The following is a 26,361-nucleotide window of genomic DNA, read 5'->3' as shown; positions in this document are numbered from 1 at the left end:
GCGGACGACCAGATGATGGTGCGCGAGGGCTTCTCCGTCCTGCTGAACGCGATGCCGGACATCGAGGTCGTCGGCGAGGCCGTCAACGGACGCGAGGCGGTGCAGCGGGTGCGCGAACTGGCGCCGGACGTCGTCCTGATGGACATCCGCATGCCGGAGCTGAACGGCATCGAGGCGACCCGCGAGATCGTCGCCGCCGACGGCACGGCGAAGGTGCTGGTGCTGACCACGTTCGACCTCGACGAGTACGTGTACCAGGCGCTCAGGGCGGGAGCCTCCGGCTTCCTGCTCAAGGACGCCTCGGCGCGGCAGCTCGCCGACGGGGTGCGGGTGGTGGCGGCCGGGGAGGCCCTGCTCGCGCCGTCGGTCACCAGACGGCTGATCACGGAGTTCTCCAAGCTGTCCGAGCCTCCGCGCATGGTGGCGGGAGCGCAGGCGGCCTACGGGGACCTGACCGAACGGGAGACGGAGGTGCTGGTCCTGATCGCGCAGGGCCTGTCGAACGCGGAGATCGCCGAGCGGCTGGTGGTCGCCGAGTCGACGATCAAGACCCATGTGAGCCGCATCCTGGTGAAGCTGGGCCTGCGCGACCGAACCCAGGCGGCGGTGTTCGCCTATGAGGCGAGGCTGGTCACCCCCGGGTGAACCCCTGGTCAGACGGGGCGGGGCCGGGCTAACGTCCGGGCATGGCAGTCCCCTCCGACCTCGCGTTCGATCCCTGGGACCCGGCGTTCGTCGCGGATCCCTACCCCGCCTACGCCGAACTGCGCGCCCGTGGCCGGGTGCTCTACTACGAGCCCAGTGACCAGTGGCTGGTGCCGCGGCACGCGGACGTCTCGGCGCTGCTGCGGGACCGGCGGCTGGGCCGGACCTACCAGCACCGGTTCACGCACGAGGAGTTCGGGCGCACGGCGCCCCCGCCGGAGCACGAGCCGTTCCACGTCCTCAACGACCACGGGATGCTCGACCTGGAGCCGCCGGACCACACCCGGATCCGGCGGCTGGTGTCGAAGGCGTTCACCCCGCGGACCGTGGAGCGGCTGAAGCCGTATGTGCACCGGCTGGCGGGGGAGCTGGTCGCCGGACTGGTGGAGGCGGGCGGCGGCGACCTGCTCGCGGATGTCGCCGAGCCGCTGCCGGTGGCCGTGATCGCCGAGATGCTGGGCATCCCCGGCGCGGACCGGGACCGGCTGCGGCCCTGGTCGGCGGACATCTGCGGGATGTACGAGCTGAGCCCCTCCGAGGAGGCGGCGGCGCGGGCGGTGCGGGCGTCGGTGGAGTTCACGGAGTACCTGCGCGAGCTGATCGCGGCCCGCCGCAAGGAGCCGGGCGAGGACCTGATCTCGGGGCTGATCGCGGCGCACGACGAGGGCGACCGGCTGACGGAGCAGGAGATGATCTCCACGGCGGTCCTGCTGCTCAACGCCGGCCACGAGGCCACGGTGAACGCGACCGTCAACGGCTGGTGGGCGCTGTTCCGCAACCCGGACCAGCTGGCGGCGCTGCGCGCGGACCACTCCCTGGTCCCGTCCGCCGTCGAGGAGCTGATGCGTTACGACACCCCGCTCCAGCTCTTCGAGCGGTGGGTGCTGGACGAAGTGGAGATCGACGGCACGGTGATCCCGAGGGGCGCGGAGATCGCCATGCTCTTCGGCTCGGCCAACCACGACCCCGAGGTCTTCGCCGACCCCGGGCGGCTGGACCTCGCCCGCCGGGACAACCCGCACATCTCCTTCAGCGCCGGCATCCACTACTGCATCGGTGCCCCGCTGGCCCGCATCGAGCTGGCCGCCTCCATGACGGCCCTGCTCGAACAGGCCCCCACCCTGTCCCTGGCGGCGGAGCCGGAGCGCAAGCCCAACTTCGTGATCCGGGGCCTGCGCGGGCTGAACGTGGAGATCCGCTAGCCCCGCCCGGCCCGGCCCCGGCCCCGGCCCCCGGCCCCCGGCGTCAGGTCGTCAGGTCGCGTCTGCGGAGGCCGGCCAGGCCGGCCGCCACCAGGGCCGCGGCCAGGGCCAGCAGGATGCCCACCGGGGGCCAGTCCATGGCGCCGCCCGGCAGCTTGGGCAGATGGCCGAAGGGGGAGAGGTCCAGCACCGGCTGGGGGACGTTCAGGGCGGGCCCGATCCAGCCGATCAGCAGGACCGCGCCGGCCACTCCCCAGGCCGCCACGGCGCCCCGGGGCAGCACCCCGTACAGGAGCACGGCGATGCCGCCGATCACCCACACCGCGCAGACCTGCACGAGGCAGGCGCCGAGCACCGGGCCGACCTGCCTGCCGTAGCCGACCGCGAAGCCCAGGCCGGCCAGGAGCATGATCAGGACCGAGCCGCCGAAGGCGATCACCAGATGCCCGGCGGCCCAGCGCAGCCGGCCCACCGCTCCCGCCAGCACCGGTTCGGCGCGGCCGGAGGTCTCCTCGGCGCTCAGCCGCAGCACGGACGAGACGACGTAGAGCGCGGCGATCAGGCCGAGCATGCCGACCATGGCGGCGAGGAAGGCGTCGGTCAGGCCCGACTGTCCGCCCATCCGCTGGAAGATCTCGCGCGCCCGCTCGTTGTCGCCGACCAGCTTGGCCGCGCCGTCGGTCATCCCGCCGTAGACGACGCCCGCGAGGAAGAAGCCGAGGCTCCAGCCGGCGACGCCGCCCCGCTGCAGCCGCCAGGCCAGCGCGCCCGCGGTGCCGAGCCGCCCCTCGGCGGGTCCCGGCCGCGTCGGCAGGAAACTCATGCCGACGTCCCGGCGCCCGGCCAGTTCGTAGGCGGCCCAGCCCTGAAGGGCGGTCGCGGCGGCGAGCAGGAGCAGCACCCACCAGCGTTCGGCGGCGAAGGCCCGCAGCTCCTCGAGCCAGCCGAGCGGGGAGAGCCAGGTGAGGACGGACGAACCGTCGTCGGAGGCCGAGTCGCCCGCCGCGCGCAGCACGAAGGCGGCGCCCAGCACCGCCGCGGTCAGCCCGCGCGCCAGCCGCGCGCTCTCGGTCAGCTGGGCGACGATCGCCGCCATCGTGGCGAAGACCATGCCGGCGCCCGCGATCCCGAGCCCGAAGGCGAGGGCCCCGGCGGCCCCCTGCCCGGCGAGACCGGCGGTGACGACGAGAGCCAGGGCGGTGTCGGCGACCGCGGCCGCCAGCAGGGCGGCGGTCAGCGGTGCCCGGCGGCCCACCATCCCCGAGGACACCATCTCCTGCCGCCCGCTCTCCTCCTCGTCCCGGGTGTGCCGTACGACGACGAGCAGGCTCATGACGGCCGCGAGCGCCGCCGCGTACACGCCCACCCGCCAGGCGGTCAGCGCGCCGAGGGAGTCGTCGAAGACCGGGCCGACCATGGCGCGCAGGGAGGTGTTGCCGGAGACCTGGCGCAGCAGATCGGCGCGTTCGGCGGGGGTGGCGTACAGGCCCTTCAGCGTGTTCGGCATGGAGAGGACCATCAGCGCGTTCACCGCGACCCAGACCGGGATCATCACCCGGTCCCGGCGCAGGGCGAACCGCAGCAGGATACCCGTACCCGCGAACTGGCGTGATCCGCCCGCCCGTACGGCGGGGGCCGTGGCGGCCGTGGCGGTCATCGGGTCACCGCCGGTTCTTCGAGGAGCTCCTCCTGGTAGTGGCGCAGGAAGAGTTCCTCCAGGGTCGGCGGGGTGGAGGTGAGGGACCGTACGCCGGACTCGGCGAGGGTGCGCAGCACCTCGTTCAGCTTGTCGGTGTCCACCTGGAGGCGGACCCGGCGGCCCTGGACGTCGAGGTCGTGGACGCCGGGCAGGCCGTCCAGACCGGCCGGCGGGGCGGCGAGTTCGGCGGTGACGCTGGTGCGGGTCAGATGGCGCAGGTCGGCCAGCGAACCGCTCTCCACGGTGCGGCCCTTGCGGATGATGCTCACCCGGTCGCACAGCTCCTCGACCTCGCTGAGGATGTGGGAGGAGAGCAGGACGGTGCGGCCGCGTTCGCGTTCCTCCGCCACGCAGTGCTGGAAGACCTCCTCCATCAACGGGTCGAGACCCGACGTCGGTTCGTCGAGGATCAGCAGGCCGACGTCCGAGGCGAAGGCGGCGACCAGGGCGACCTTCTGGCGGTTGCCCTTGGAGTAGGTGCGGCCCTTCTTCGTCGGGTCCAGCTCGAACCGCTCGGTCAGCTCCGCCCGGCGCCGTGTGTCCAGGCCCCCGCGCAGCCGGCCGTACAGGTCGATGACCTCGCCCCCGGAGAGGTTGCGCCACAGGGTGACGTCGCCGGGGACGTAGGCGATCCGGCGGTGCACCTCCACCGCGTCCCGCCACGGGTCGCGCCCGAGGACCCGCGCGGCACCGGAGTCGGCGCGCAGCAGGCCGAGCAGGACGCGGATGGCGGTGGACTTGCCGGCGCCGTTGGGGCCGAGGAAGCCGTGGACCTCGCCGGTCTCGACGTCCAGGTCGAGGCCGTCCAGCGCGTGGGTGGCGCCGAACGACTTGTGCAGACCCGAGACGGTGATTGCCTTCGTCATGCTTCGCAACGTACGCTTCTTTCACAAATTTGTGAAGTTAAGGAACCATATAAACTAGGTAGGGCGGGGCGGGGGCACGGCGGCGGTGTGCGACGGTGATGCCTGAACAGGGGAGATGATCCGGGAATGACGGAGCGGACGGACAGGGCCGATCGGTCCACGGTGGAGCGGGACCCGGAGGCGGTGTCGCGTTTCGTCGAGCACTTCGCCGCCCAGCTCGTCGAGGCGGGCGTGCCCCGCATGCCGGCCCGGGTCTTCGCCGCGCTCCTCGCCTCCGACTCCGGCACCCTGACCTCCGCCGAGCTGGGCGAGCGGCTTCGGATCAGTCCCGCCGCCGTCTCCGGCGCGGTGCGCTATCTGGCCCAGGTGCACATGGTCTCGCGGGAGCGCGAGCCAGGCTCCCGGCGCGAGCGGTACCGGGTGCACGGCGACCAGTGGTACGAGGCGCTGACCAGCCGGGAGGCGATCATCAAGCGCTGGGAGCACGCCCTGCGCGAGGGCGTCGACAGCCTCGGCGCCGCGACCCCGGCCGGCCGCCGACTGGCCGAGACGCTGGCCTTCTTCGAGTTCGTCGACACCGAGGTCGCACAGATGATGAACCGCTGGCGGACGGAGCGCGAGAGACTCTTCGGCTCCCAGGACGACCACTGACCCCGGGTGGCAGGAAACCCGGCCCGCCGGCAACCCGAGACAGCCCGCCGGCCCGCCGGCAACCCGAGACAGCCCGCTGGCCCGCCGGCAACCCGAGACAGCCCGCCGGCAACCCGAGACAGCCCGCCGGCAACCCGAGACAGCCCGCCGGGAACCCGGTCGCCGTCACCCCCGCCGCCCGGCCCCCCTCACCCCCGCACCGGCAGCGTCAGCCCCCACGCCTGCTCGCGCACCCGCCAGGTCCGCCTGCGCACCGGTCCCGAGATCACCGCGTCCGCCCGGTAGCGGAAGTCCGCGCCCGTGACCGTCACCGTGCGCCCCTCGGCCAGCAGCGGGGACGCCTCGGCGCCGGGGCCCGACAGCGGCCGCACCTCGACCGACGCCACCCCGCCGCTGCCCGGCGCGACCGACACCGCCTCCACGGGCTGGTCGAGGTCGACGACCGTCCGTCCGTCGACCTCCACGCGCAGTCGGGCGGCGGCCCCGGACCCGTCGACGGCCGCCGTCCAGGAGGCCCAGGAGGGCCGCGAGGGCCGGGTCACCAGGGTCCGTACGAGGGACTGACAGGTCCGCAGCCAGTCGCGCCCGGCCCCCGCGCCGACAGCGGTCACCCCCGCCCCCGCTCCGGCCGGCGCCGCCCGCGCGGACAGCGGCGGGATGTGCAGCGCCCCCAGCACCACGCCGTCGCTGTCGTCGACGAGGAGGTCGAGCCGTCGTTCGGCGCCCTCGAGCACCGCTCGCGCCGCCGCGACCGTGCCCGTCGGCACGCCCAGTGAGCGGGCCAGGGACATGACACCCCCGACCGGCACGACGGACAGCGCGCACTCGGCCAGCTCCCGCTGCCGGTGCAGCACGGACACCGCCCGCAGCAGCGCCCGGTCGTCGCCGACCACCACCGGCCGCCGGGAACCGCGCCGGGCCAGCGCACGGGCGAACTCCTCCGGCCCCTCCGGCAGGCACACCTTGGTGGAGGCACCGGCGCTGAGCACGTCCTTCGCGATCCGTACGGACTCCCCGTCCGTCCGCCGGGCGACCGGGTCGATGACCACCAGCAGCTGTCCGGGCGTCGGATAAGTCGCCACCTCGGTCCTGCCTCGCTTCCTCGGGTAGCATCTTTGTGCAAGAGCCCCTTGCGCTATTGCGCCAGGGGCTTCGTCTATTCCGGGGCATCCGGTCCGACGGTTGTGCGGCCAACGACGGTCGCGCGGTGCACGCGGCGGTGAACCCGCGTACGCCCCTGACCTTGGACATGCCCCGCCCGGAAGGGGTGTACGCGCGTGCCCGCACTTGTGCTGCTCGGTGCTCAGTGGGGTGACGAGGGCAAGGGAAAGGCCACCGACCTGCTCGGTGGCTCGGTCGACTATGTGGTGCGTTACCAGGGCGGCAACAATGCCGGCCACACGGTCGTCGTCGGCGACCAGAAGTATGCACTGCATCTGCTCCCTTCCGGAATCCTCTCCCCCGGTTGTACGCCCGTCATCGGCAACGGAGTCGTCGTCGACCCGTCGGTCCTGCTCTCCGAGCTGAGCGGTCTGAACGAGCGCGGCGTCGACACGTCGAAGCTGCTGATCAGCGGCAACGCGCACGTCATCACGCCGTACAACGTCACCGTCGACAAGGTGACGGAACGCTTCCTCGGCAAGCGCAAGATCGGCACCACCGGACGCGGCATCGGCCCGACCTACGCGGACAAGATCAACCGCGTGGGCATCCGCGTGCAGGATCTGTACGACGAGTCGATCCTCACCCAGAAGGTGGAGGCGGCCCTCGACGTCAAGAACCAGATCCTCACCAAGCTCTACAACCGTCGCGCCATCGCCGTGGACCAGGTGGTCGAGGAGCTGCTGGACTACGCCGAGAAGATCAGGCCGTACGTCGCCGACACCGTGCTGGTCCTCAACCAGGCCCTGGACGAGAACAAGGTGGTCCTCTTCGAGGGCGGCCAGGGCACGCTGCTCGACATCGACCACGGCACGTACCCCTTCGTGACCTCCTCCAACCCGACCGCGGGCGGCGCCTGCACCGGGGCCGGAGTGGGCCCGACGAAGATCAGCCGGGTCATCGGCATCCTGAAGGCCTACACCACCCGCGTGGGTTCCGGGCCCTTCCCGACCGAGCTGTTCGACGAGGACGGCGAGGCGCTGCGCCGCATCGGCGGTGAGCGGGGCGTCACCACGGGCCGCGACCGCCGCTGCGGCTGGTTCGACGCGGTCATCGCCCGCTACGCCACCCGCGTGAACGGCCTGACCGACTTCTTCCTCACCAAGCTCGACGTCCTCACCGGCTGGGAGCAGATCCCGGTCTGCGTGGCCTACGAGATCGACGGCGAGCGCGTCGAGGAACTGCCGTACTCCCAGACCGACTTCCACCACGCGAAGCCGGTCTACGAGTACCTCCCCGGCTGGCAGGAGGACATCACGAAGGCCAAGACCTTCGCCGACCTCCCCAAGAACGCCCAGGCCTACGTCAAGGCCCTGGAGGACATGTCCGGCGCCCCGATCTCCGCCATCGGCGTCGGCCCGGGCCGCGACGAGACGATCGAGATCAACTCGTTCCTGTAAGTCGCGTACATCCCCTCCCGGTTGGGCCGGTCATGGACATCCTTGACCGGCCCATGGGCCGCTCCTGGTTCCGCGCGGAGGGAGGGACCGCAACTATCTACGCGGGTAGTGCCGTTCCCTCTCCGCTCTCCAGCCTCAGGAGCCACCATGCCCCGAAGCCCCATGAACCGCCGCGAGTTCGTGAAGAAGTCGGCCGTCACCGGGGCGGCCGTCGCCGTCGCGGGCGGTGTCGCCGCGGGGCCCGCGCAGGCCGCCGGGGAGAAGAGCGGGCACCGGCCCCGCACCTGGTCCTTCTCCATCCTCGGGACCACCGACCTGCACAGTCATGTCTTCGACTGGGACTACTACAGGGACGCCCCCTACACCGACAAGGCGGGCAACTCCGTGGGGGTGGCGCGGGTCGCGACGCTCGTCAAGCGGCAGCGGGAGGCGAAAGGGGAGGGGCGCGTTCTGCTCGTCGACGCCGGGGACATCATCCAGGGGACGTCGCTGGCCTACTACTTCGCCCGCGTCGATCCCATCACCGACGGCGTCAAGCACCCCATGGCCGTCGCCATGAACCACATGCGCTACGACGCCGCCGCCCTCGGCAACCACGAGTTCAACTACGGCATCGACGTGCTGCGGAAGTTCGAGAGCCAGTGCCGCTTCCCGCTGCTCGGCGCCAACGCGCTGGACGCGAAGACCCTGCGCCCCGCCTTCCCGCCGTACACCGTGAAGCGGATCCGTGTCCCCGGCGCCCCTGACATCAAGGTCGGCATCCTCGGCCTGACCAACCCCGGTATCGCGCTGTGGGACAAGGACAACGTCAGCGGCAAGATGGTCTTCCCGGGGCTGGTCGAGCAGGCCAGGAAGTACGTGCCGCGGCTGCGGGCGCTGGGGTGCGACGTCGTGTTCCTGACCGACCACTCCGGCCTGGACGGGTCGTCCTCGTACGGCGACGAGCTGCCGTACGTCGAGAACGCCTCCAACCTCGTCGCCGAGCAGGTGCCCGGCATCGACGCCATCCTCGTCGGCCACACCCACGTCGAGGTGCCGTCCTACACCGTCAAGAACGAGCAGAGCGGTCAGGACGTGCTGCTCTCCGAGCCCTACTGCTGGGGTTACCGGCTGAGCGTCTTCGACTTCGAGCTCGAGCTGCACCACGGCCGGTGGCGGGTCACCGGCAAGACGGCGCAGACCCTCAACCCCGACACGGTGGAGGAGGACCCGGAGATCAAGCGGCTGCTGGAGGCCGACCACGAGCTGGTCGTGAAGTACGTCAACACCCCGGTCGGCACGTGCACGGCGGATCTGTCCGCGGCGGAGTCCTGCTGGAAGGACGTGCCGATCATGGACTTCATCCACAAGGTCCAGATGGACACCGTGAAGGCCGGGCTGTCGCCGGCCGACGCCGCGCTGCCGCTGATCTCGGTCGCCGCGCCCTTCAGCCGCACCGCCGACATCCCCCAGGGCAGCGTCACCATCAAGGACATCGCCGGGCTCTACATCTACGACAACACCCTCTACGGCAAGAAGCTCACCGGCGCCCAGCTCAAGGACTACCTGGAGTACGCGGCGAAGTACTACCACCAGGTGCCCGCCGGCACGAAGGTCGACACCGCCACCCTGACGAACGCCAACAGCTTCTGGGACTACATGTACGACACCGCCGCCGGCGTCGACTACGAGATCGACATCGCGCAGGCCGAGGGGTCGCGCATCAAGAACCTCACGTACGACGGCGCACCCGTCGCCGACGACCAGGTCTTCGTCGTGGCCGTCAACAACTACCGCGCCAACGGCGGCTCCGGCTACCCGCACATCGCCTCGGCCGACATCGCCTACAGCTCCACCAACGAGATCCGGCAGCTCATGATCGACTACGTGACCGCGAAGAAGGCACTCGACCCGGCCGGCTTCGCCGACGTCAACTGGCGGCTGACCCAGGCCGGCACCCCGGTGTTCTGACCGCCGGCCGCCCCCGGCACCGGCCGGAGACGACTCGTCAGCTGAAGACGATCATCGATCCCTGGGCCAGGCTCCGGGTCGCCGCCGCGTGCAGGCCCAGCCAGACGTGGCGTTCGCGGGCGAAGGGGCTCGGGTCGTACGGGGCGGGGGCCGCCGGCTGCTCCAGCTCCGTGGGGCCCGCCGGCGGTTCGGGCGGCGCCGGGGGGTTGGCCGGGTCGATGCCGAGGGAGGGGGCCACGTGCTCCAGCTCCCGCAGCAGCGCCTGCGAGGACCCCAACGGGCCGCCGCTCGCGAGCAGTTCGTCGTTGGACAGGGGCTGCGGGAAGTCCAGCGGCACATAGGCGCCCGCGTGGTCGTAGTGCCAGACCAGGTGGGACTGCTGGGCCGTCGACTCGAACATCTCCAGCAACTGCTCGTAGTCCCCGCCCAGTTCGTCCACCGGCGTCAGCGGCAGACCGCACACCTGGAGGAGGTAGGCACGGCGCAGGAAGTGCAGCGCGTCGTAGTCGAAACCGGCCACCGGCGCCACCTCCCCGGACAGGCCCGGCATGTACTGGTACACCGGCACCGGCGGGAGCCCGTTCTCGGCGAGCACCTTGTTGTACTGCGCGAGTTCCTCGGCGAACGGGTTGTCGGGGGTGTGGCACAACACGTCGACGAGCGGTACCAGCCACAGGTCACAGGCCAAAGAGGGCTCCTCGCATAGGGCAGGGCGTCGTGTGTCCGGGGGAGTGTAGAGCGTAGTCGGTCGCGGTCCGGGTCAGCTCCCCTCGTGCGGGTCCCCCCGGGCGGGGTCCCGCTCGTGCAGGTCCCATACCCACACCCCGCCCGTCCACTTGCCCGGGCGGCCCACCAACTCGGTGACGACCTTGCGCAGCCGGTCGTCGTTGTCCTGCGGGACGAGGACGAGCGCGCCCGCGTGCCAGTAGGCGAAGTCCCGCCGCGCCTGGGCACGCCAGTTGGCGCCGATGGTGGGCGCGGAGCCGGTGTAGCGCACGTCCCGCAGCATGTCGGAGGTGTAGCGGGGGGCGGCGCCGTAGATGCCGGCGCGGTCGGGGCCGTAGGGGCCGTTGAAGTAGCCGCCGGGCAGCTTGAAGCCGAGGTGGGCCGCCGTCTGCCAGTGCAGCGCCTCCGCCGCTCCGGGGTCGGGCAGCGGCACCGGCACGAGCGACTCGCCCTCGTGGACGTACGGCTTCCACATCCCCGCGGTGAAGAAGCGCGGCACCGGGGCGCGGTCCACGGCCTTCAACGGCGCCGGGACGACCGGCAGCAGGGCGAGGGCGACGGCCAGCAGACCGCCGTAGAGCGTGGTGACCGAGCGGGCCGCGGCGAGCCGTTCCAGGGCGAGGGCGAGCAGCATGCCGAGCGCGGGCGCGCAGATCATCGCGAGCCGTCCCTCGATCACCGACTCGAAGAGCGGCTTGTCCGCGAGCAGCGCCCAGGGGCCGGGGTAGACCGTGTCGGTCAGCGGGACGCGGAACTTCGGGCCGAGGGAGAGCAGGGCCGCGCCGGCCGCCGTCACCGCAAGCGCCTTGACCAGCGGCCGCTCCCACAGCCGTACGGTGATCGCGAGGGCGAGCAGGACCAGGGGCCAGCCGTAGAAGGCGTTCTGCTCGGTCGGGTTGAGGGACAGGGCGTTCGCCCGGTCCGCGTCGCCCGCGAACAGGGAACGCTCGGCGAAGGAGAGCAGGGCGAGCGGGCTGTTGCCGGCGTTGTCGCCGTGCAGCACGCTGTGGTAGCTCTGCGGGCCCGCGAACTGCCAGGACAGCGGGTAGGCGACGATCGGCAGGCAGACCGCGCCGGCGATCGCGAGGCCCTTGGCCAGCGGCCGCCAGGCCGCCTTCGCCACGTTCCCGCGCACCAGCGCGTAGGCGGCCGCGAACAGCGCCATGCCCGTCGAGGCGAGCAGCAGCGGCTCCTCGCCGAGGAAGACCTGGTACGCCGCCATCAGCCCCAGCACGACCCCGTCCCGCCGCACGCGCGCGCCCTCGCACAGCCGCAGCGCGCGGTCGACGATCAGCGGGATCATGAACAGCACGACGAAGTTGGGGTGCGCGTTGGCGTGGCTGACCATCGGTGGGGCGAACGCGGCCAGCGAGGCGCCGACGAGGGCCGCGCCCCGGTGCCGTACGACCCGTTTGACGATCAGCCAGTACCAGGCGGCGGCCGTGGCGGCCAGGCCCAGGGTCATGCACAGGCTGAGCGCGAGCGCGGGCCCGAAGGCGAGCGTGACGGGGGCGAGGGGCACGGACAGACCCAGCATGACCGTGTTGGCCATGAGGTTGACGCCGCCGGGGAAGCCCTGGAGATCGGTGAAGAGCGGGTTGCGCAGATGGGCCACGTTGTCGGCGGTGACCGCGAAGAACCACTCCCACTGGTTCTGGTCCTGCAGCGAGTCCGGCAGATAGCGGTGGGCCGGGTCGAAGAAGCGGCCCGAGTACAGGGCCACCGCCATGAGCAGGAAGCAGACGGCGGCCAGTACGTCGGCGGGGCGCACGGAGCGGGCCCTGAGGCGGGCGAGTTCGGCGAGGACCCAGGCGTAGTCGAGCGGGCCGACCTTGGAGCCGGACTGGTGCGACCAGCGCACGGGGACCTCGGCGACGGACCAGTCGGCGCGGCGGAAGTGCCGCAGCACCTCGACGTCGATGCCCCAGCCGTTGAGCCGGGAGGCGGCGAACGCGGCGCGGGCGCGGTCGCCGTCGAAGAGCTTGAAGCCGCACTGGGTGTCCCGTATGCCGGGCACCGCGACCCGGCGTATGAGGAAGTTCCCGGCCCGGCCGAGCAGTTCGCGCACGCGGTGCTGGCGGCTCAGTATCGTGGCGCCCGGCACCGAACGGGAGCCGATGGCGGCCGCGTTGCCCTCGCTGAGCGCCTTGTCGAGCTGCTGGAGCTCCTCGATCGGGGCGGCGAGGTCGGCGTCGGTGACCAGCACGCGGCTGCCGCGGGTGGCGGCGACGCCGAGGCGCAGGGCGTTGCCCTTGCCCCGGTTGCGGTCCCCGGCCACCAGCCGGACCCGCGGGTCGTCCCGGGCCACGACGAGATCGCCGGTGCCGTCGGTGGAGCCGTCGTCGGCGACGACGACCTCCCACTCGCCGAAGCGGCTCTCGTTGTCGCTCAGGTACCCGGTGACGGCGTCGAGCGTCGGACCGAGCCGACGCTCCTCGTTGTAGGCCGGTATGACGACGGACAGGTCGACGACCCGGGTGACCGTGCCGCTCATCCGGCGGCCAGCCGCTCGACCAGGGCCAGGGAGTGGGCGTTGTAGGCGGCGACGACCGCGTGGGCGGCCGAGGTGTCTCGTTTCACCAGGGCGTCCACGAGTTCGGTGTGACCGCACCACAGCACACCGCGCAGATCGCCCAGCCGGCGCAGATGCTGCACCGCGCAGACCCAGGTCTGGACGCGCAGCCGGTGCAGGAAGTCCGCGAGATAGGTGTTGCCGAACAGCAGGCCGAGCTCGCGCCAGAACCGCAGGTCGTAGCCGATCAGCACGGTGAGATCCCCCGCGCCGGCCGCGCGCTGTGCCTCCTCGCCGCGCCGCCGGACCCCGGCGAGCGTGGCGGAGACCCGCGGGTCCAGGGGATCGCGCAGCGCCTCGTGCCACCCCTCGCTCAGCACCCGGAACATGCCGTCGGTGACCAGGCCCCGGGCCTCGATCATCTCCCGGAAGTCGGTCAGCGAGTACCTCCGCACCCGGAAGCCGCGGTGCTGGTCGGCCTCCAGCAGCCCCTGCGCGGACAGGTCGACCAGCGCCTCGCGCACGGGGGTCGCGGACACCCCGTACTGGTCGGCGATCTCCTTGACCGTGAACGCCTGCCCCGGCTCCAGCCGCCCGGCCAGCACCTCGTCGCGCAGCGCGTCCGCGATCTGCTGCCGCAGGGTGCTGCGCGTCACGGCGCCGGTGCCGCTGATGCCGGGCATGGTCGGGGCGTCTCCTCGCGCGTGCGGATGGCGTGCTCGTACGTCTATGTCTACGAGCACGCCACCTTACGCGTTCGGGTTCCGCCGGAAGTCGGACGATCCCGGGCGGACGGGCCGCGCCACGTCCTACACGGTGTGCTCGTCGGCCACCGACAGAGCCGCGTCCAGGGCCGCCAGGCCCTCCTTCAGCTCGGACTCGCTCGCGTTGCAGGGCGGGACGACGTGGGTGCGGTTCATGTTGATGAAGGGCCACAGCCCGCGGGCCTTGGCGGCGGCGCCGAAGGCGGCCATGGGGGCGCCTGCCTCGCCGGACGCGTTGTAGGGCACCAGCGGTTCCCGCGTCTCGCGGTTCCTCACCAGCTCGAGCGCCCAGAACATGCCGACGCCGCGCACCTCGCCCACGCTCGGGTGCCGCTCGGCCAGCTCGCGCAGCGCGGGCCCGACGACGTCGGCGCCCATCCGGGCCGCGTTCTCGACCACGCCCTCCTCGGCCATCACGTTGATGGTCGCGACGGCCGCCGCGCACGCCAGCGGGTGCCCGGAGTAGGTCAGACCGCCGGGGTAGACCCGCTTGCCGAAGGTCTCCGCGATCTTCTGGGAGATCGCCACGCCGCCCAGCGGCACGTAGCCGGAGTTCACGCCCTTGGCGAAGGTCATCAGGTCCGGTACGACGTCGAACAGGTCGGCCGCGAACCACTCACCGGTCCGCCCGAACCCGGCCATCACCTCGTCGAGGATGAACACGATCCCGTACTTGTCGCACAGCTCGCGCACCCCGGCGAGATAGCCGGGCGGCGGCACCATGATCCCCGCCGTGCCCGGGATGGTCTCCAGGATGATCGCGGCGATGGTCGACGGCCCCTCGAAGGCGATCGTCGTCTCCAGGTGCTCGAGCGCCCGCTCGCACTCCTGCTCCTCGGTCTCGGCGTAGAAGCGGGAGCGGTAGAGGAACGGCGCCCAGAAGTGGACCACACCGGCCGAGCCGTTGTCGGAGGCCCAGCGCCGCGGGTCGCCGGTGACGTTCACGGCCTGCTGCGTACCGCCGTGGTACGAGCGGTACGCCGACAGCACCTTCGGCCGCCCGGTGTGCAGGCGGGCCATCCGGATCGCGTGCTCGACGGCGTCCGCGCCGCCGTTGGTGAAGAAGATCTTGTCCAGGTCGCCCGGCGTCCGCTCCGCGATCAGCCGCGCCGCCTCCGACCGCGCCTCGACGGCGAACGCCGGGGCGAAGGTGGCCAGCTTCCCGACCTGCTCCTGGACCGCGGCGACGACCTTGGGGTGCTGGTAGCCGATGTTGGTGAAGACGAGCCCGCTGGCGAAGTCCAGGAAGCGCCTGCCGTCGTAGTCCCAGAAGTACGACCCTTCGGCGCCGGCCACGGCCGGCGGGTCGATGAGCTCCTGCGCGGACCAGGAGTGGAAGACGTGCGCACGGTCGGCGGCCTTGACGGCCGCGCCGGCCTCGGGGCCGGGCTGAGCAGAGCTAGGGGTCATGCGGGCGAGCGTAGGCGTCCGGGGCGCGGACGCGGCATGGGCGTCCTGTCTGCGGTCGGCCGGAATTAACGACAGACTGTCGGGCTCGGCGCGGGTCTGTGCGGCGTCGCGTGGACGGGGCGGTGCGAAGTCGTACGGCTGCGTCCGTGCCGTTACGGAACCGTAGAGGCGGGCCGGCCCGGGGGCCCGCGCACCGGCACTATCCTCGGTCTGTCGCACAGGGGATATCGGGGGATATCGGGGGGAGGCGGTTCAGCCTTGGAGAAGCTCGGGCCCGGCGATCCGATGGGGGTCCCCCCGGATGTTGAGTTCCGGGGGAAAATCGGCGTCTACCGGTTGCTGGCGCGGCTCGGCGCCGGCGGCATGGGGCAGGTGTATCTGGCGCGGTCGGACCGTGGGCGGACGGTCGCGGTGAAGCTGGTGCGGCGCGAACTCGCGCAGCGGGAGGAGTTCCGGGCGCGGTTCCGGCAGGAGGTGCAGGCCGCGCGCCGGGTCGGCGGCCACTGGACGGCGCCCGTGCTGGACGCGGACACCGAGGCGCCGGTGCCGTGGGTGGCCACCGGGTACGTCGCCGGTCCCAGCCTCCAGCAGATCGTCGGGCACGACCACGGGCCGCTGCCCGAGCGGTCGGTGCGGATCCTCGCGGCCGGGCTCGCCGGGGCGCTCGAGGACATCCACGCGGCCGGGCTCGTCCACCGCGACCTCAAGCCCTCCAACGTGCTGGTCACGATCGACGGGCCGCGTGTCATCGACTTCGGCATCGCACGGGCGCTGGAGACCGTCACCGACGGCGGGCTGACCCGGACCGGCGCGCTGATCGGCTCGCCCGGGTTCATGGCGCCCGAGCAGGTGCGCGGCGACCGGGTCACCTCCGCCTGCGACGTCTTCTGCCTCGGCTCCGTCCTCGCCTACGCCGCCACCGGCGCCCTGCCCTTCGGCGGCGCCGACAGCGGGGTGCACGCGCTGATGTACCGCATCGCCGAGGAGGAACCCGACCTCACCGCGCTGCCCGAGGGCATCGCCGACCTCGTACGCGCGTGTCTGAGGAAGGACCCGGCGGCCCGGCCGACGCTCGACCGGATCCTCGAGCAGACCGGCGCCGAGGACACGGTGGCCGACGGCCGCTTCCGCGACCCGTGGCTGCCCAGCGCCCTGGTGGCCCAACTCGGCCGGCACGCGGTACGGCTGCTGGACGCGGAGAACCCGGAGGCCCCGGCCCCGGATCCGGCCCCGGCGGCCGGTGCGGGGGGTGACGGTGGTCGCGTCGTGGAGCTGACCAAGGGGGCCACGAAGGCGGAGGGAAGTTCCGGGATCCCCGGGGCCGCCGGGACCGAAGGGGACGCTCCGACCGCCGTGCAACCCGCGGCCGGTGCTCCTGGTGTCCCGGCCCCGGCCCCCGGCGTCCCGACGGCCACTCCCGGCGCCCCGGCCGAAGCCCCCGGCACCCCCGTGAACCACCGGCCCACCATGGTCGCGGGCCAGGCGCCGCCGCCCCCGGGCCACCCCGCCTACGGTCCTCCCCAGCAGTACTCCCCGCCCCCGCAGCCCTCGTACGGCGTGCCGGGGTCGACCCCGCCCCACGGCCCGCCACCGCCCTACGGCCCGCCGGCGTACGACCCCGTGCCGCAGCCCCGCCGGGGCGGGCGGTCCACGCTCGCGCTGATCGCGGTCGCGCTCGTCGTGGCGCTCGGCGCGGGCGGCTCGGTGTACGCCCTGATGAAGGGCGGCGGCAGCGACGACAAGGGCGGCGGCCCGGGCCCTTCCCGGACCACCGGCGCGCCCACCACCCCCGGCCCCACCGACACCGGTCCCTCACCGACGGCGACGGATACGGGTACGGATACCGGGACGTCCTCCCCCTCACCGACCGGCGGCGTGGTCCCGGCCGGCTACCTGGGCAGCTGGACGGCGACGATCGACAACGCGTTCGGCGCCAACACCCGACGGCTCACCATCACCCAGGGCGAGGTGGGCGACCCGGTGCTCACGCTGGTCGCGGACGGCCCGACCAGCAACGGCACCTACCACTGCGTGTTCGAGGCCAGGCTCACCCGGCAGCCGGGCGCCGGAGGCCCGCTGGAGATCGGCCCCTCCAGCGTCACGACCGGGCGGGCGAGCGAGGGCTGCAACGCGGGCGCCGCCACGGAGGTGACCCTCCAGCCGGACGGCACCCTGGAACGCGTGAACACCGGCAGCGGCGAAAAGCTCGTCTACACCCGGGAATGAACTCCCTTACGGCGCCCGCGCGTCGAACGCCGGCCGCTCACCGGGGCTCGGGCGGCCGCTGTCTCGGCATGTTCGGCCGGGCGGCGCCCGGGGGGAGGGCCGGGCGGCCGAACTGCGCGGTGGCCGTCTCCGGGCGGCCGGACGGAGGCACGGCCGCCTGGATGCCGAGCGGGGCCGGGCCCACGCGGAAGTCCACCATCCAGTCGGCGGTCTCGGTGCGCACCAGCTCGGTCACGTCCTCCGAGAAGCGCCGCAGCACCGCCAGACACCGCTCGGCGGCCTCCCCGGCCGTGCCCTCGGCCGGGCCGAGCACCTCCCGTACGCACTCCGACGCCCAGTCGAACTGCAGCGCCTGGAGCCGCCGCTGCACCGCCTGCGCGGTCGCCACGTCCCGCATCCACCCGGCGGTCACCCCGAAGCACCGGTCGACCCCCACGCACGCCACGGCCAGCAGCAGCGCCAGATACCCCCACCGCGCGGCACCGCCCACCGCCCCGGTCGCGTCCAGCAGCGGCAGCGCCGCCCCGGTCACCGCGCCCGCGGCGGCCCCGCAGCGCAGCGCCCGCGCCCCGCGCCGCTTCCACTCGCGCTCCGCGAGGTACCAGGCCGCCGTGTGCAGCGCGCCCCGCTCCACCCACCGGTACAGCTCGTCCAGCCGCTCGGCCGGCTCGCCCCAGTCGCCGAGCGGGAACGGCCGCCCGGTCAGATCGCCCGGCCGGAGCCCGGCCGCCCCCTCGCCCCGCCCGTCCTGCGGCGGACGCTCGGGCTGCATCTCCGGCTGACCCACCCGGCACTCCCTACTGATCACGGTGCGTGAAGGCTGTGCTGTGCGGCCGCGGCTCGCCACCGCCCTGCCGGTCCCCTTCCTACCGCCCAATGGGTGGCGAAGCGGAGCCAAGCGTCGTTTTTCCGCCCGGAAGGGGGCCTTGATCAGGTATAGGACCCACCGCAAACTCACTCGAAAGAGTGGCGGGGCGGTGCCCGCCCGGAGCACGTAGGCTCGTGCCAACGGGGAATCCGTCAGGACGATCCCCGCCCAGGCAGCCGTACGAAAGCAGGAGCCGATCGTGATTCCCGGTGGTGGCCAGCCCAACATGCAGCAGCTGCTCCAGCAGGCCCAGAAGATGCAACAGGATCTGCAGCGGGCCCAGGAGGAACTGGCGCAAACGGAGGTCGAAGGGCAGGCGGGCGGCGGTCTGGTGAAGGCCACCGTCACCGGTGCCGGCGAACTGCGGGCGCTGAGGATCGACCCCAAGGCGGTCGACCCGGAGGACACCGAGACCCTCGCCGACCTGGTCGTCGCGGCCGTGCAGGCGGCCAACGAGAACGCGCAGGCCCTGCAGCAGCAGAAGCTCGGCCCGCTCGCCCAGGGCCTGGGCGGCGGCAGCGGCATTCCGGGGCTGCCCTTCTGAGGCGGCCCGCGGGCAACTACCGTACGTACCGAAAGAAACCGTCAGGAAGGGCGGCAGTCCGTTGTACGAAGGCGTGGTCCAGGACCTCATCGACGAGCTGGGGCGGCTGCCCGGCGTCGGTCCCAAGAGCGCGCAGCGGATCGCCTTCCACATCCTCCAGGCGGAACCGGCGGACGTGCGGCGGCTCGCCCAGGCCCTGCTCGAGGTGAAGGCGAAGGTCCGTTTCTGCGCCACCTGCGGCAACGTGGCGCAGGAGGAGCTGTGCGGCATCTGCCGCGACAGCCGCCGCGACGCTTCCGTCATCTGCGTGGTCGAGGAGCCCAAGGACGTCGTCGCCATCGAGCGCACGCGTGAGTTCCGCGGCCGCTACCACGTCCTCGGCGGGGCGATCAGCCCGATCGAGGGCGTCGGCCCGGACGATCTGCGGATCAGGGAGCTGCTGGCCCGCCTCGCGGACGGCACGGTCACGGAGCTCATCCTGGCCACCGATCCCAATCTCGAGGGCGAGGCGACGGCGACGTACCTCGCACGCATGATCAAGCCCATGGGCCTGAAGGTCACCCGCCTGGCCAGCGGCCTCCCGGTGGGTGGGGACCTGGAATACGCGGACGAGGTCACCCTCGGCCGCGCCTTCGAGGGGAGACGACTCCTAGATGTCTGACGCCACGCTGCACGCCACCGGCCGGAACCCGGACGACTTCGCGGTGCAGATCGCCGACCAGGTCGAGAGCTTCCTGGTCGCGGTCACCGAGGTCGCCAAGGGCGACGAGCCGGACTCGGCGGTGCCCTTCCTGCTGCTGGAGGTGTCCCAGCTGCTGCTGGCCGGCGGGCGGCTCGGCGCGCACGAGGACATCGTGCCCGACGAGCGCTACGAGCCCGACCCCGGCCCGGAGCAGGACGTGGACATCCTCCGTGAGAACCTCGCCCGGCTGCTGGAGCCGATCGACGTCTACTCCGAGGTCTTCGACCCCTACGAGCCGCGCCGCGCCCCCGTTCCCGCGCGCATCTCCGACGACCTGGCGGACGTGGTCGCCGACCTGCGCCACGGGATGGCCCACTACCGCGCGGGCCGCACCAGCGAGGCCCTGTGGTGGTGGCAGTTCTCCTACTTCTCCAACTGGGGCTCGACCGCCTCCGCCACCCTGCGCGCCCTGCAGTCCCTGGTCGCCCACGTCCGCCTGAACCAGCCCCTGGCCGAGCTGGACGGCCTGGACACCGACCAGGGCGTCGGCGACGACACCCTGGAGTTCGAGGCCGGCCAGGTCATGGCCCAGGAAATCGGCGGCCCACTGGGCATGGGCCCGGTCAAGTAGCAGCCTTCGGGAACCGGCCCACCTGCCCCAGCAGCGCGAACAGCTCCGTCGGGGAATGGGTGATGCCGTCGCCTCCGGCGGCGGCCACCTGCTCCCGGCGGGCTGCCGCGTTCGCGCCGCCGTAGTAGACGAACACCGGAGTCGTGTCGCCGGACTCGCGCATCTTCCGGATCAGCGTCAGCCCGGCGTCGGGGTCGAAACCGTCGGCCTCGGCGCGGCCCATGTCGGAGATCACTGCGTCGAAGGGGTGCGGTGCCCTGCGCAGGGCCCCGAGACCCTCACTCGTGGACCGGGCCTGTACGACCTCCACACCCATCGCCTGTAACTGGCCGACCTGGTAGGCGTTGTTGGCGGGCGTGTCATCGACCCACAGGATCCTGCGCAGGACGCGACGCGACTGCGGTTCCGGCTCCCGCCCGGGCGGGGGCGGCTCGGCCCGGGCCGCGATGTGCCGCTGGAGTTCCGCGGTGGTCTCGACGACCTGGTCCGTGAACTGCTGGACCGTCAATTCGTTGTTGCCGACCTTGAGGCTGAAGGCCCGGTTCCTGACGATGTCCCGGATGTCCGGAAGCAGCTTCCACACCACCCAGGCGGCGAACACGGGCCATGCCAGGCCGGTCAGCGCGCGGATCAGCTCTGTCGCGTCGCGCATCACAGGCCTCCCAGGTCCGGCCCACGCGGGTCGTCCGGGCTGGGCGGGTCATCCGGCCCGGGCAGGTCGCCGGGCCCGGGCAGGTCCTCCGGTCCAGGCAGGTCGTCCACCCCCAGCCCGGCATCCTGTGGACGCAGACCATCCCGCCTCGGATGCGGCCCGTCCGGTGGCGCCAGGTCCCAGTCCGCCACCTCCATGCCGAGATCCAGCGGCACCAGGGCCACGTCGGGCAGCCGGGTGGCACTCAGCAGGTCCCGCATGCGGTCCGCACCGAAGTGCTTCACGCCCATCGCCATCGCGCCGACCAGGTCCAGGTCCACGACGTCGATCGGGGTCGCGGCGTTGGACCAGGTCAGGGTGTTGGCCATGGCGAGGTTCACCGTCCTGGCGTAGGCGCGGGACAGCTCGGCGAGGGTGCCGGCGTACGCTCGGGCGGCGCGCCCGTCCCGGGGGGAGAGCATGTCCAGTGCCAGCCCCCAGAACGTCCGCACCGGCACGGCCATCGACCCCACGGGGACGACGCCGTTCAGGTGCGGTGACTCGGTGGCGAAGGAGCGGAGCTCGTTCGCCCGTGCGCTGCCGGGCGAGGCGAGCCCGGCACAGGCCAGCAGCAGATAGGTCTGCTGCTGGACGTGGCCCAGGATCGGGTCCGGCCGGTGCTCCTCCAAGCCGAGCAAGACCCTGAGCTCGTTTTCTCCGTGCCGCTGTCCGGCGGTCCGCAGCAGTCGTTCCGTCCAGGGGCCGAGCCGGTCGCGATGCATGTCCGGTGCCAGTGAGGCTGCGAGGTAGGCGCCGTACGTGAGTCCGGCCCGGGAGAACAGCGAGGCGGCGTGGAGCAGCAGTTCGATTCCGGCGTCCCGTTCGACCAGCAACCGCCACTGTCCCGCGAGGCGGTAGGCCGACGCGGCCTCGACGAGGGCCTCGAAGTCACCGTCCTCCCCGTCGGCCGGCTGCACGAGGCGCCCGTATGCCTCGTGGAAATCGGCCGCCCCCCTCACCCGGTCGGCTTCGAGCCCCAGCGGTCGGGGTGGTGGGGACGCCATATCAGAGCATCTCCCTGACGTTGCTCAGCGCTTCGGGCGGCACGAACCCGGGGTTGGGGTGGGTCCAGGCCCGCCGGATCGACCTGTTCTCGCGGTCCCACTCCCACTTCTCGCACCGGTTGATCTGATTCGCGGGCACGACGATCTTCGCGGCGACCTCGCCCTCGGTCTGGTACGGCGAGTATCTGCGGTAGGTGTTCAGGTCCCGGACCTCCTCGGCGACGCCCTCCACGGCCACGGCGGAACGGGGGGCCAGGATGACCCAGCAGAAGTAGAGATAGGCCACCGGCTCCTGCCCGAAGCGGGTTCCGAACCACAGGGCGGTGTGCCGGGCGGTGTGCACGAAGTTGGTCTTCGCCGCAGTCTCCCGCTCCACCGTTCCGCACGAAAGCGAGATGAACGGGGTCTCCTCGCAGAACGGCTCCCCCGTAGCGGGGTCGATGTCCTCGAAATGGTTGACGTGCAGATTGAGGTTCTGCGCGGTCAGTTTCGAGGCGACCTCCTTGCGCGGCAGGTGCTTGATCTTCCTCCACCAGTTGCAGGTGATCCCGATGCTGCTGTCGATCAGCTCCCTCGCGGCACCGTCGTCCGGGAGCGACATCCCCTTCACGCACCATTGCACGATCAACGCTCGTCCCCCGATCCCCACGCGCGTGCCTGACCAGCCAGCGTAGGACAACTCGGATGATCACAAGGCACACAGTGGAAATGGTCGGTTACATTCGGTCGCGGAGGTGGATGCCGTGTCCGGTGAGAACAACCAGCCGCCCGCCGCGTGGCGTTACGGCGGCGACCAGTTGAAGCGCTGGCGCGCGAAGGCGGACGTCACCCGGGAGAGGCTGGCCTCCGCCGCCAACTACTCCCCGGAGACCATCGCCTCGATGGAGCGCGGGGTACGCCGGCCGACCTCGCGCGTGCTGGACGTGGCGGACGAGCTGTGCGGTGCGCAGGGGATGTTGAGTGCGGCGAAGCCGTTCCTGGACCGGGAGCGGTACTCGGCGCGGGCTCAGGACTTCATCGCGCGGGAGCGGGAAGCGACCAGTATCTGGTGGTACGAGATCTCGCTCGTCCCCGGGTTGTTGCAGACGCAGCAGTACGCGCGGGCGCTCATCGACAACCGTATCCCGCCCCTGGACGAGGAGACGGTGGAGGAGCGGGTCGCCGCACGTATGGACCGGCAGGCGATCTTCACTGAGCCGAAGCCCCCGGTCGGCCTGAGCTTCGTTCTCTATGAGGCCGTACTGCGCAGCCCGTTGGCGGACGGCGGACAGCTGCGCCGCCTGCTGGAGGTGTCCCGGATGCGCAATGTCGTGGTGCAGGTCCTGCCCTTCGGGCGAGCCTTCAGCGACGCGCTCATCGGGCCCATGGTGCTGCTGGAGACGAGTGACCATGAGCGATTCGCTTTCACGGAAGGCCCGTTCGCCAGCCAGCTTTCGACCGATCCGGGGGTTGTCAGCCGCGTGACCGAGCGGCTTAGCATGATCCGCACACAGGCTCTCGATCCCGACGAGTCGGCCCGTTTCGTCGAGCGGATGGTGGATCAGCGTGAGTGAACGGCTGAAGTGGTTCAAGTCCAGCCATAGCGACAACGAGGGCGGTGCCTGCGTCGAGGTGGCCCTCTCCGCCGCCATCCACGTCCGGGACTCCAAGATTCCCGCCGGTCCCCGGCTCCGTGTCACCGCCTCCGCCTGGAGGGCGTTCGTTTCCCTGGTCGGTGGGCCGGCCGTGTGACCCCGCGCACGTTTCGAGTGGCGGCGGTGGGGCTGGGCATGAGCCGTGCTGAGCAAGGGGCGTCCGGTCATCTCACGATGCGACATCGCGGAGGGGAAATCCGGGCGCTCGATAGACTGAGCCGACCGCACCGCAGCTGCGTATGTGCGGCAGAACACGGACTGAGCGAGGAGCGCACGTGGGCCTTGTCGTGCAGAAGTACGGAGGCTCCTCCGTAGCCGATGCCGAGGGCATCAAGCGCGTCGCCAAGCGGATCGTGGAAGCGAAGAAGAACGGCAACGACGTTGTCGTCGTCGTTTCCGCGATGGGCGACACGACGGACGAGCTGATCGATCTCGCCGAGCAGGTTTCCCCGATGCCTGCCGGGCGCGAGCTCGACATGCTGCTGACCGCCGGAGAGCGGATCTCCATGGCACTGCTGGCCATGGCGATCAAAAACCTGGGGCACAAGGCCCAGTCGTTCACCGGCAGCCAGGCAGGTGTCATCACCGACTCGGTCCACAACAAAGCGCGGATCATCGACGTCACGCCGGGCCGCATCCGCACCGCGCTGGACGAGGGCAACATCGCCATCGTCGCCGGTTTCCAGGGCGTCAGCCAGGACAAGAAGGACATCACCACCCTCGGCCGCGGTGGCTCGGACACGACCGCCGTCGCACTGGCCGCCGCACTCGACGCCGAGGTCTGCGAGATCTACACCGACGTCGACGGCGTGTTCACCGCCGACCCGCGCGTGGTGAAGAAGGCCCGGAAGATCGACTGGATCTCCTTCGAGGACATGCTGGAGCTGGCCGCGTCCGGCTCCAAGGTGCTGCTCCACCGCTGTGTGGAGTACGCACGCCGGTACAACATCCCGATCCACGTCCGCTCCTCCTTCAGCGGGCTGCAGGGCACGTGGGTCAGCAGCGAGCCGATCGAGCAAGGGGACGAGCAGGTGGAGCAGGCCATCATCTCCGGTGTCGCGCACGACACCTCCGAGGCCAAGATCACGGTGGTCGGCGTGCCCGACAAGCCCGGCGAGGCCGCCTCCATCTTCCGGACCATCGCCGACGCCGAGATCAACATCGACATGGTCGTGCAGAACGTGTCCGCCGCCGCCACCGGCCTGACGGACATCTCCTTCACGCTGCCCAAGAGCGAGGGCCGCAAGGCCATCGACGCACTGGAGAAGAACCGCTCCGGCATCGGCTTCGACTCCCTGCGCTACGACGACCAGATCGGCAAGATCTCCCTCGTCGGCGCGGGCATGAAGACCAACCCGGGCGTCACCGCGGACTTCTTCACCGCGCTCTCCGACGCGGGCGTGAACATCGAGCTGATCTCGACCTCCGAGATCCGCATCTCGGTGGTCACCCGCAAGGACGACGTGCCGGAGGCCGTGCGCGCCGTGCACACCGCCTTCGGTCTCGACTCCGACAGCGACGAGGCAGTCGTCTACGGCGGCACCGGACGATGACCGTCCCCCGGCGCGCCCCGCGTCACGCTTCCCGGCGGCGTGCGATCGCCGCCGCTCGCGGCGGAGGCGTACGACGATGACCGTCCGACCGACGCTCGCGGTCGTGGGAGCGACCGGAGCCGTCGGCACGGTCCTGCTCCGGATCCTGTCCCAGCGCGCGGACATCTGGGGCGACATCCGCCTGATCGCCTCGCCCCGCTCGGCCGGCCGCAAGCTGGCCGTGCGCGGCGAGGAGGTCGAGGTGAGGGCGCTGGCCGAAGACGCCTTCGACGGGGTGGACATCGCCCTGTTCGACGTCCCCGAGGAGGTCGCGGCCCAGTGGGCGCCCGTCGCGGTGGCCAGGGGCGCGGTGGTGGTCGACAACTCCGCGGCCTTCCGCCGCGATCCCGAGGTGCCGCTGGTGGTGCCCGAGGTCAATCCGGCCGCGCTGCGCAGGCGCCCGCGCGGGATCGTCGCCAGCCCCGACTGCACCACCCTGACCATGATCGTGGCGCTGGGCGCGCTGCACGCCGAGTTCGGGCTGCGCGAGCTGGTCGTCTCCTCCTACCAGGCGGTGAGCGGGGCCGGGCAGGCGGGCATCGAGACCCTGCGCCGGCAGCTGTCCCTGGTGGCGGGCACCCAGCTGGGCACCAACCCGGGTGACGTACGGCGGGCGGTCGGGGACGACACCGGGCCCTTCCCCGAGCCGGTCGCGCTGAACGTGGTGCCGTGGGCCGGCTCCCTGTGCGACGAGGGCTGGTCCTCGCAGGAGATGCGGGTGCGCGACGAGTCCCGCAAGATCCTCGGGATGCCCCAGCTCCCGGTCGCCGTGACGTGCGTGCGGGTGCCCGTGATCACCACCCACTCCCTGACCGTGCACGCCCGCTTCGAGGGTGAGGTCACCGTCGACAAGGCGCGGGAGATCATCGCCACGGCGCCCGGTGTGGTGCTGTGCGACGACCCGGCCGCGGGCGAGTTCCCCACCCCCGCCGATGTGGTGGGCACCGATCCGACGTGGGTCGGGCGGGTGCGCCGGGCGCTGGACGACCCGACGGCGCTGGAGCTGTTCGTGTGCGGCGACAACCTGCGCAAGGGCGCCGCGCTGAACACGGCGCAGATCGCGGAGCTGGTGGCGGCTGAGATGGCGTGAATCCCGAGGCCGGGAGGGCCTGACCCCGATGGCCCAGAAGGCGTGACTCCGGTCGCAGCACTGGGTTACCGGCGGAAAACCCCTGGCCCTGGCCGGATATGTTTGTAGGATTCACGTAAGAAATATGGTCGGAAGTGGTGAGGGCCTTGGTCCGGACCACTTGATCCATGTCGCCTCGGCGTCCGAAGATTTCCCTCCCCGTCCTTCGCAACCGCGCGAAGGGCGGGGAGCGTCTTTGCGGTCGCCCTTCGGGGGCGTGGGGACGCGGCGGGGCGTGGGGACGCCCTTGCCGGCCATGAGGACATAAGGGAAGAGCGGGACGCATGAGGGCATCCGAGGCACCGTCCGTAGTG

General features: G+C 71.8%; 24 protein-coding genes. 13 read left to right on the top strand and 11 right to left on the bottom strand.

Annotated features, from left to right (window positions below; all coding sequences use genetic code 11):
* Positions 1-645, top strand: a 645-nt coding sequence (locus IE249_RS20575; protein WP_189706586.1) for a response regulator, incomplete at its 5' end; no start/stop codon positions are given.
* Positions 646-686: 41 nt separating this feature from the next.
* Positions 687-1,907, top strand: coding sequence for a cytochrome P450 (locus tag IE249_RS20570; RefSeq protein WP_189706584.1), 1,221 nt, complete (start codon positions 687-689; stop codon positions 1,905-1,907).
* Positions 1,908-1,950: 43 nt separating this feature from the next.
* Here IE249_RS20570 and IE249_RS20565 read toward each other — a convergent pair whose 3' ends face one another.
* Both IE249_RS20565 and IE249_RS20560 read right to left on the bottom strand, forming a co-directional pair.
* A complete protein-coding gene (locus IE249_RS20565; protein WP_189706582.1) occupies positions 1,951-3,564 on the bottom strand; it encodes an ABC transporter permease in 1,614 nt (537 codons plus the stop codon).
* Entirely contained in the window at positions 3,561-4,472 is a 912-nt protein-coding gene (locus IE249_RS20560) for an ABC transporter ATP-binding protein (protein WP_189706581.1), read from the bottom strand. The genes IE249_RS20565 and IE249_RS20560 overlap by 4 nt, the downstream gene beginning before the upstream one ends.
* Before the next feature lie 126 nt (positions 4,473-4,598).
* On the opposite strand from IE249_RS20560, the gene IE249_RS20555 reads away from it, so the two are divergent.
* On the top strand, positions 4,599-5,123 hold the full coding sequence (locus tag IE249_RS20555; protein WP_189706579.1) for a GbsR/MarR family transcriptional regulator: 525 nt from the start codon (positions 4,599-4,601) through the stop codon (positions 5,121-5,123).
* A gap of 188 nt (positions 5,124-5,311) precedes the next feature.
* Here the strand turns inward: IE249_RS20555 and IE249_RS20550 are convergent, their stop codons facing one another.
* The gene (locus IE249_RS20550; protein WP_189706577.1) at positions 5,312-6,205 is read right to left on the bottom strand and encodes a diacylglycerol kinase family protein; all 894 of its coding nucleotides are present in this window, start codon (positions 6,203-6,205) and stop codon (positions 5,312-5,314) included.
* A 195-nt stretch (positions 6,206-6,400) separates the two neighbouring features.
* Here IE249_RS20550 and IE249_RS20545 point away from each other — a divergent pair, with 195 nt between their 5' ends.
* Together IE249_RS20545 and IE249_RS20540 are read left to right on the top strand one after the other, a co-directional pair.
* Positions 6,401-7,684, top strand: a complete 1,284-nt coding sequence (locus IE249_RS20545) for an adenylosuccinate synthase (protein ID WP_189706575.1) — start codon at positions 6,401-6,403, stop codon at positions 7,682-7,684.
* A gap of 147 nt (positions 7,685-7,831) precedes the next feature.
* Positions 7,832-9,634, top strand: coding sequence for a bifunctional metallophosphatase/5'-nucleotidase (locus IE249_RS20540; protein WP_189706573.1), 1,803 nt, complete (start codon positions 7,832-7,834; stop codon positions 9,632-9,634).
* Between the two features lie 37 nt (positions 9,635-9,671).
* Here IE249_RS20540 and IE249_RS20535 read toward each other — a convergent pair whose 3' ends face one another.
* From IE249_RS20535 to IE249_RS20520, 4 genes are all read right to left on the bottom strand, one after another.
* A complete protein-coding gene (locus IE249_RS20535; protein WP_189706571.1) occupies positions 9,672-10,322 on the bottom strand; it encodes a putative DNA-mimic protein in 651 nt (216 codons plus the stop codon).
* A gap of 72 nt (positions 10,323-10,394) precedes the next feature.
* Positions 10,395-12,854, bottom strand: a complete 2,460-nt coding sequence (locus tag IE249_RS20530; RefSeq protein ID WP_189706569.1) for a dolichyl-phosphate beta-glucosyltransferase — start codon at positions 12,852-12,854, stop codon at positions 10,395-10,397.
* Positions 12,851-13,555: a GntR family transcriptional regulator gene (locus tag IE249_RS20525; RefSeq protein WP_189706567.1), complete on the bottom strand. Its 705-nt coding sequence runs from the start codon at positions 13,553-13,555 to the stop codon at positions 12,851-12,853. The genes IE249_RS20530 and IE249_RS20525 overlap by 4 nt, the downstream gene beginning before the upstream one ends.
* Before the next feature lie 126 nt (positions 13,556-13,681).
* The gene (locus IE249_RS20520; RefSeq protein WP_189706565.1) at positions 13,682-15,046 is read right to left on the bottom strand and encodes an aspartate aminotransferase family protein; all 1,365 of its coding nucleotides are present in this window, start codon (positions 15,044-15,046) and stop codon (positions 13,682-13,684) included.
* A 258-nt stretch (positions 15,047-15,304) separates the two neighbouring features.
* Here IE249_RS20520 and IE249_RS20515 point away from each other — a divergent pair, with 258 nt between their 5' ends.
* Positions 15,305-17,272, top strand: coding sequence for a serine/threonine-protein kinase (locus IE249_RS20515; RefSeq protein WP_373304422.1), 1,968 nt, complete (start codon positions 15,305-15,307; stop codon positions 17,270-17,272).
* Between the two features lie 37 nt (positions 17,273-17,309).
* Here the strand turns inward: IE249_RS20515 and IE249_RS20510 are convergent, their stop codons facing one another.
* A complete protein-coding gene (locus IE249_RS20510; protein ID WP_189706563.1) occupies positions 17,310-18,059 on the bottom strand; it encodes an SLATT domain-containing protein in 750 nt (249 codons plus the stop codon).
* A 280-nt stretch (positions 18,060-18,339) separates the two neighbouring features.
* Between IE249_RS20510 and IE249_RS20505 the strand changes: the two genes are divergently transcribed.
* The 3 genes from IE249_RS20505 (at position 18,340) to IE249_RS20495 (ending at position 19,997) form a co-directional block, all read left to right on the top strand.
* A complete protein-coding gene (locus IE249_RS20505) occupies positions 18,340-18,684 on the top strand; it encodes a YbaB/EbfC family nucleoid-associated protein (protein ID WP_189706561.1) in 345 nt (114 codons plus the stop codon).
* A 61-nt stretch (positions 18,685-18,745) separates the two neighbouring features.
* Positions 18,746-19,345: a recombination mediator RecR gene (gene recR, locus IE249_RS20500; protein ID WP_189706559.1), complete on the top strand. Its 600-nt coding sequence runs from the start codon at positions 18,746-18,748 to the stop codon at positions 19,343-19,345.
* On the top strand, positions 19,338-19,997 hold the full coding sequence (locus tag IE249_RS20495; RefSeq protein WP_189706557.1) for a DUF5063 domain-containing protein: 660 nt from the start codon (positions 19,338-19,340) through the stop codon (positions 19,995-19,997). Before recR ends, IE249_RS20495 begins: the two co-directional genes overlap by 8 nt.
* Here IE249_RS20495 and IE249_RS20490 read toward each other — a convergent pair.
* From IE249_RS20490 to IE249_RS20480, 3 genes are all read right to left on the bottom strand, one after another.
* Complete coding sequence (locus tag IE249_RS20490; RefSeq protein WP_189706555.1) at positions 19,990-20,649, bottom strand: response regulator; 660 nt, start codon at positions 20,647-20,649, stop codon at positions 19,990-19,992. The genes IE249_RS20495 and IE249_RS20490 overlap by 8 nt on opposite strands.
* Entirely contained in the window at positions 20,649-21,605 is a 957-nt protein-coding gene (locus tag IE249_RS20485; protein ID WP_189706553.1) for a hypothetical protein, read from the bottom strand. Before IE249_RS20485 ends, IE249_RS20490 begins: the two co-directional genes overlap by 1 nt.
* 88 nt (positions 21,606-21,693) lie before the next feature.
* Positions 21,694-22,293, bottom strand: a complete 600-nt coding sequence (locus IE249_RS20480) for a hypothetical protein (RefSeq protein WP_189706551.1) — start codon at positions 22,291-22,293, stop codon at positions 21,694-21,696.
* A 142-nt stretch (positions 22,294-22,435) separates the two neighbouring features.
* Here IE249_RS20480 and IE249_RS20475 point away from each other — a divergent pair, with 142 nt between their 5' ends.
* The 4 genes from IE249_RS20475 to IE249_RS20460 all read left to right on the top strand — a co-directional run bounded on the left by IE249_RS20475 (position 22,436) and on the right by IE249_RS20460 (position 26,008).
* Positions 22,436-23,245 (top strand): helix-turn-helix domain-containing protein, encoded by an 810-nt coding sequence (locus tag IE249_RS20475; protein ID WP_189706549.1) that lies wholly within the window; start codon positions 22,436-22,438, stop codon positions 23,243-23,245.
* Positions 23,238-23,423 carry a DUF397 domain-containing protein gene (locus tag IE249_RS20470; protein WP_189706547.1) on the top strand — a complete coding sequence of 62 codons (186 nt, stop codon included), beginning with the start codon at positions 23,238-23,240 and terminating at the stop codon, positions 23,421-23,423. Before IE249_RS20475 ends, IE249_RS20470 begins: the two co-directional genes overlap by 8 nt.
* 178 nt (positions 23,424-23,601) lie before the next feature.
* Positions 23,602-24,879: an aspartate kinase gene (locus IE249_RS20465; RefSeq protein ID WP_189706545.1), complete on the top strand. Its 1,278-nt coding sequence runs from the start codon at positions 23,602-23,604 to the stop codon at positions 24,877-24,879.
* Positions 24,880-24,955: 76 nt separating this feature from the next.
* Complete coding sequence (locus IE249_RS20460) at positions 24,956-26,008, top strand: aspartate-semialdehyde dehydrogenase (protein WP_189706543.1); 1,053 nt, start codon at positions 24,956-24,958, stop codon at positions 26,006-26,008.
* Positions 26,009-26,361 lie beyond the last annotated feature (353 nt).

Source organism: Streptomyces anandii JCM 4720, assembly GCF_014650655.1.
GTDB classification, from domain to species: Bacteria; Actinomycetota; Actinomycetes; order Streptomycetales; family Streptomycetaceae; genus Streptomyces; species Streptomyces anandii.
This window is presented reverse-complemented; position numbering and strand designations above follow the sequence as displayed.

Bases quoted from the DNA above. Each gene is read 5' to 3' on its own strand.
- IE249_RS20520 (WP_189706565.1), bottom strand. From the start codon at position 15,046: ATGACCCCTAGCTCTGCTCAGCCCGGCCCCGAGGCCGGCGCGGCCGTC.
- IE249_RS20540 (WP_189706573.1), top strand. From the start codon at position 7,832: ATGCCCCGAAGCCCCATGAACCGCCGCGAGTTCGTGAAGAAGTCGGCC.
- IE249_RS20565 (WP_189706582.1), bottom strand. From the start codon at position 3,564: ATGACCGCCACGGCCGCCACGGCCCCCGCCGTACGGGCGGGCGGATCA.
- IE249_RS20555 (WP_189706579.1), top strand. From the start codon at position 4,599: ATGACGGAGCGGACGGACAGGGCCGATCGGTCCACGGTGGAGCGGGAC.
- IE249_RS20460 (WP_189706543.1), top strand. From the start codon at position 24,956: ATGACCGTCCGACCGACGCTCGCGGTCGTGGGAGCGACCGGAGCCGTC.
- IE249_RS20530 (WP_189706569.1), bottom strand. From the start codon at position 12,854: ATGAGCGGCACGGTCACCCGGGTCGTCGACCTGTCCGTCGTCATACCG.
- IE249_RS20495 (WP_189706557.1), top strand. From the start codon at position 19,338: ATGTCTGACGCCACGCTGCACGCCACCGGCCGGAACCCGGACGACTTC.
- IE249_RS20480 (WP_189706551.1), bottom strand. From the start codon at position 22,293: ATGTCGCTCCCGGACGACGGTGCCGCGAGGGAGCTGATCGACAGCAGC.
- IE249_RS20490 (WP_189706555.1), bottom strand. From the start codon at position 20,649: ATGCGCGACGCGACAGAGCTGATCCGCGCGCTGACCGGCCTGGCATGG.
- IE249_RS20570 (WP_189706584.1), top strand. From the start codon at position 687: ATGGCAGTCCCCTCCGACCTCGCGTTCGATCCCTGGGACCCGGCGTTC.
- IE249_RS20560 (WP_189706581.1), bottom strand. From the start codon at position 4,472: ATGACGAAGGCAATCACCGTCTCGGGTCTGCACAAGTCGTTCGGCGCC.
- IE249_RS20525 (WP_189706567.1), bottom strand. From the start codon at position 13,555: ATGCCCGGCATCAGCGGCACCGGCGCCGTGACGCGCAGCACCCTGCGG.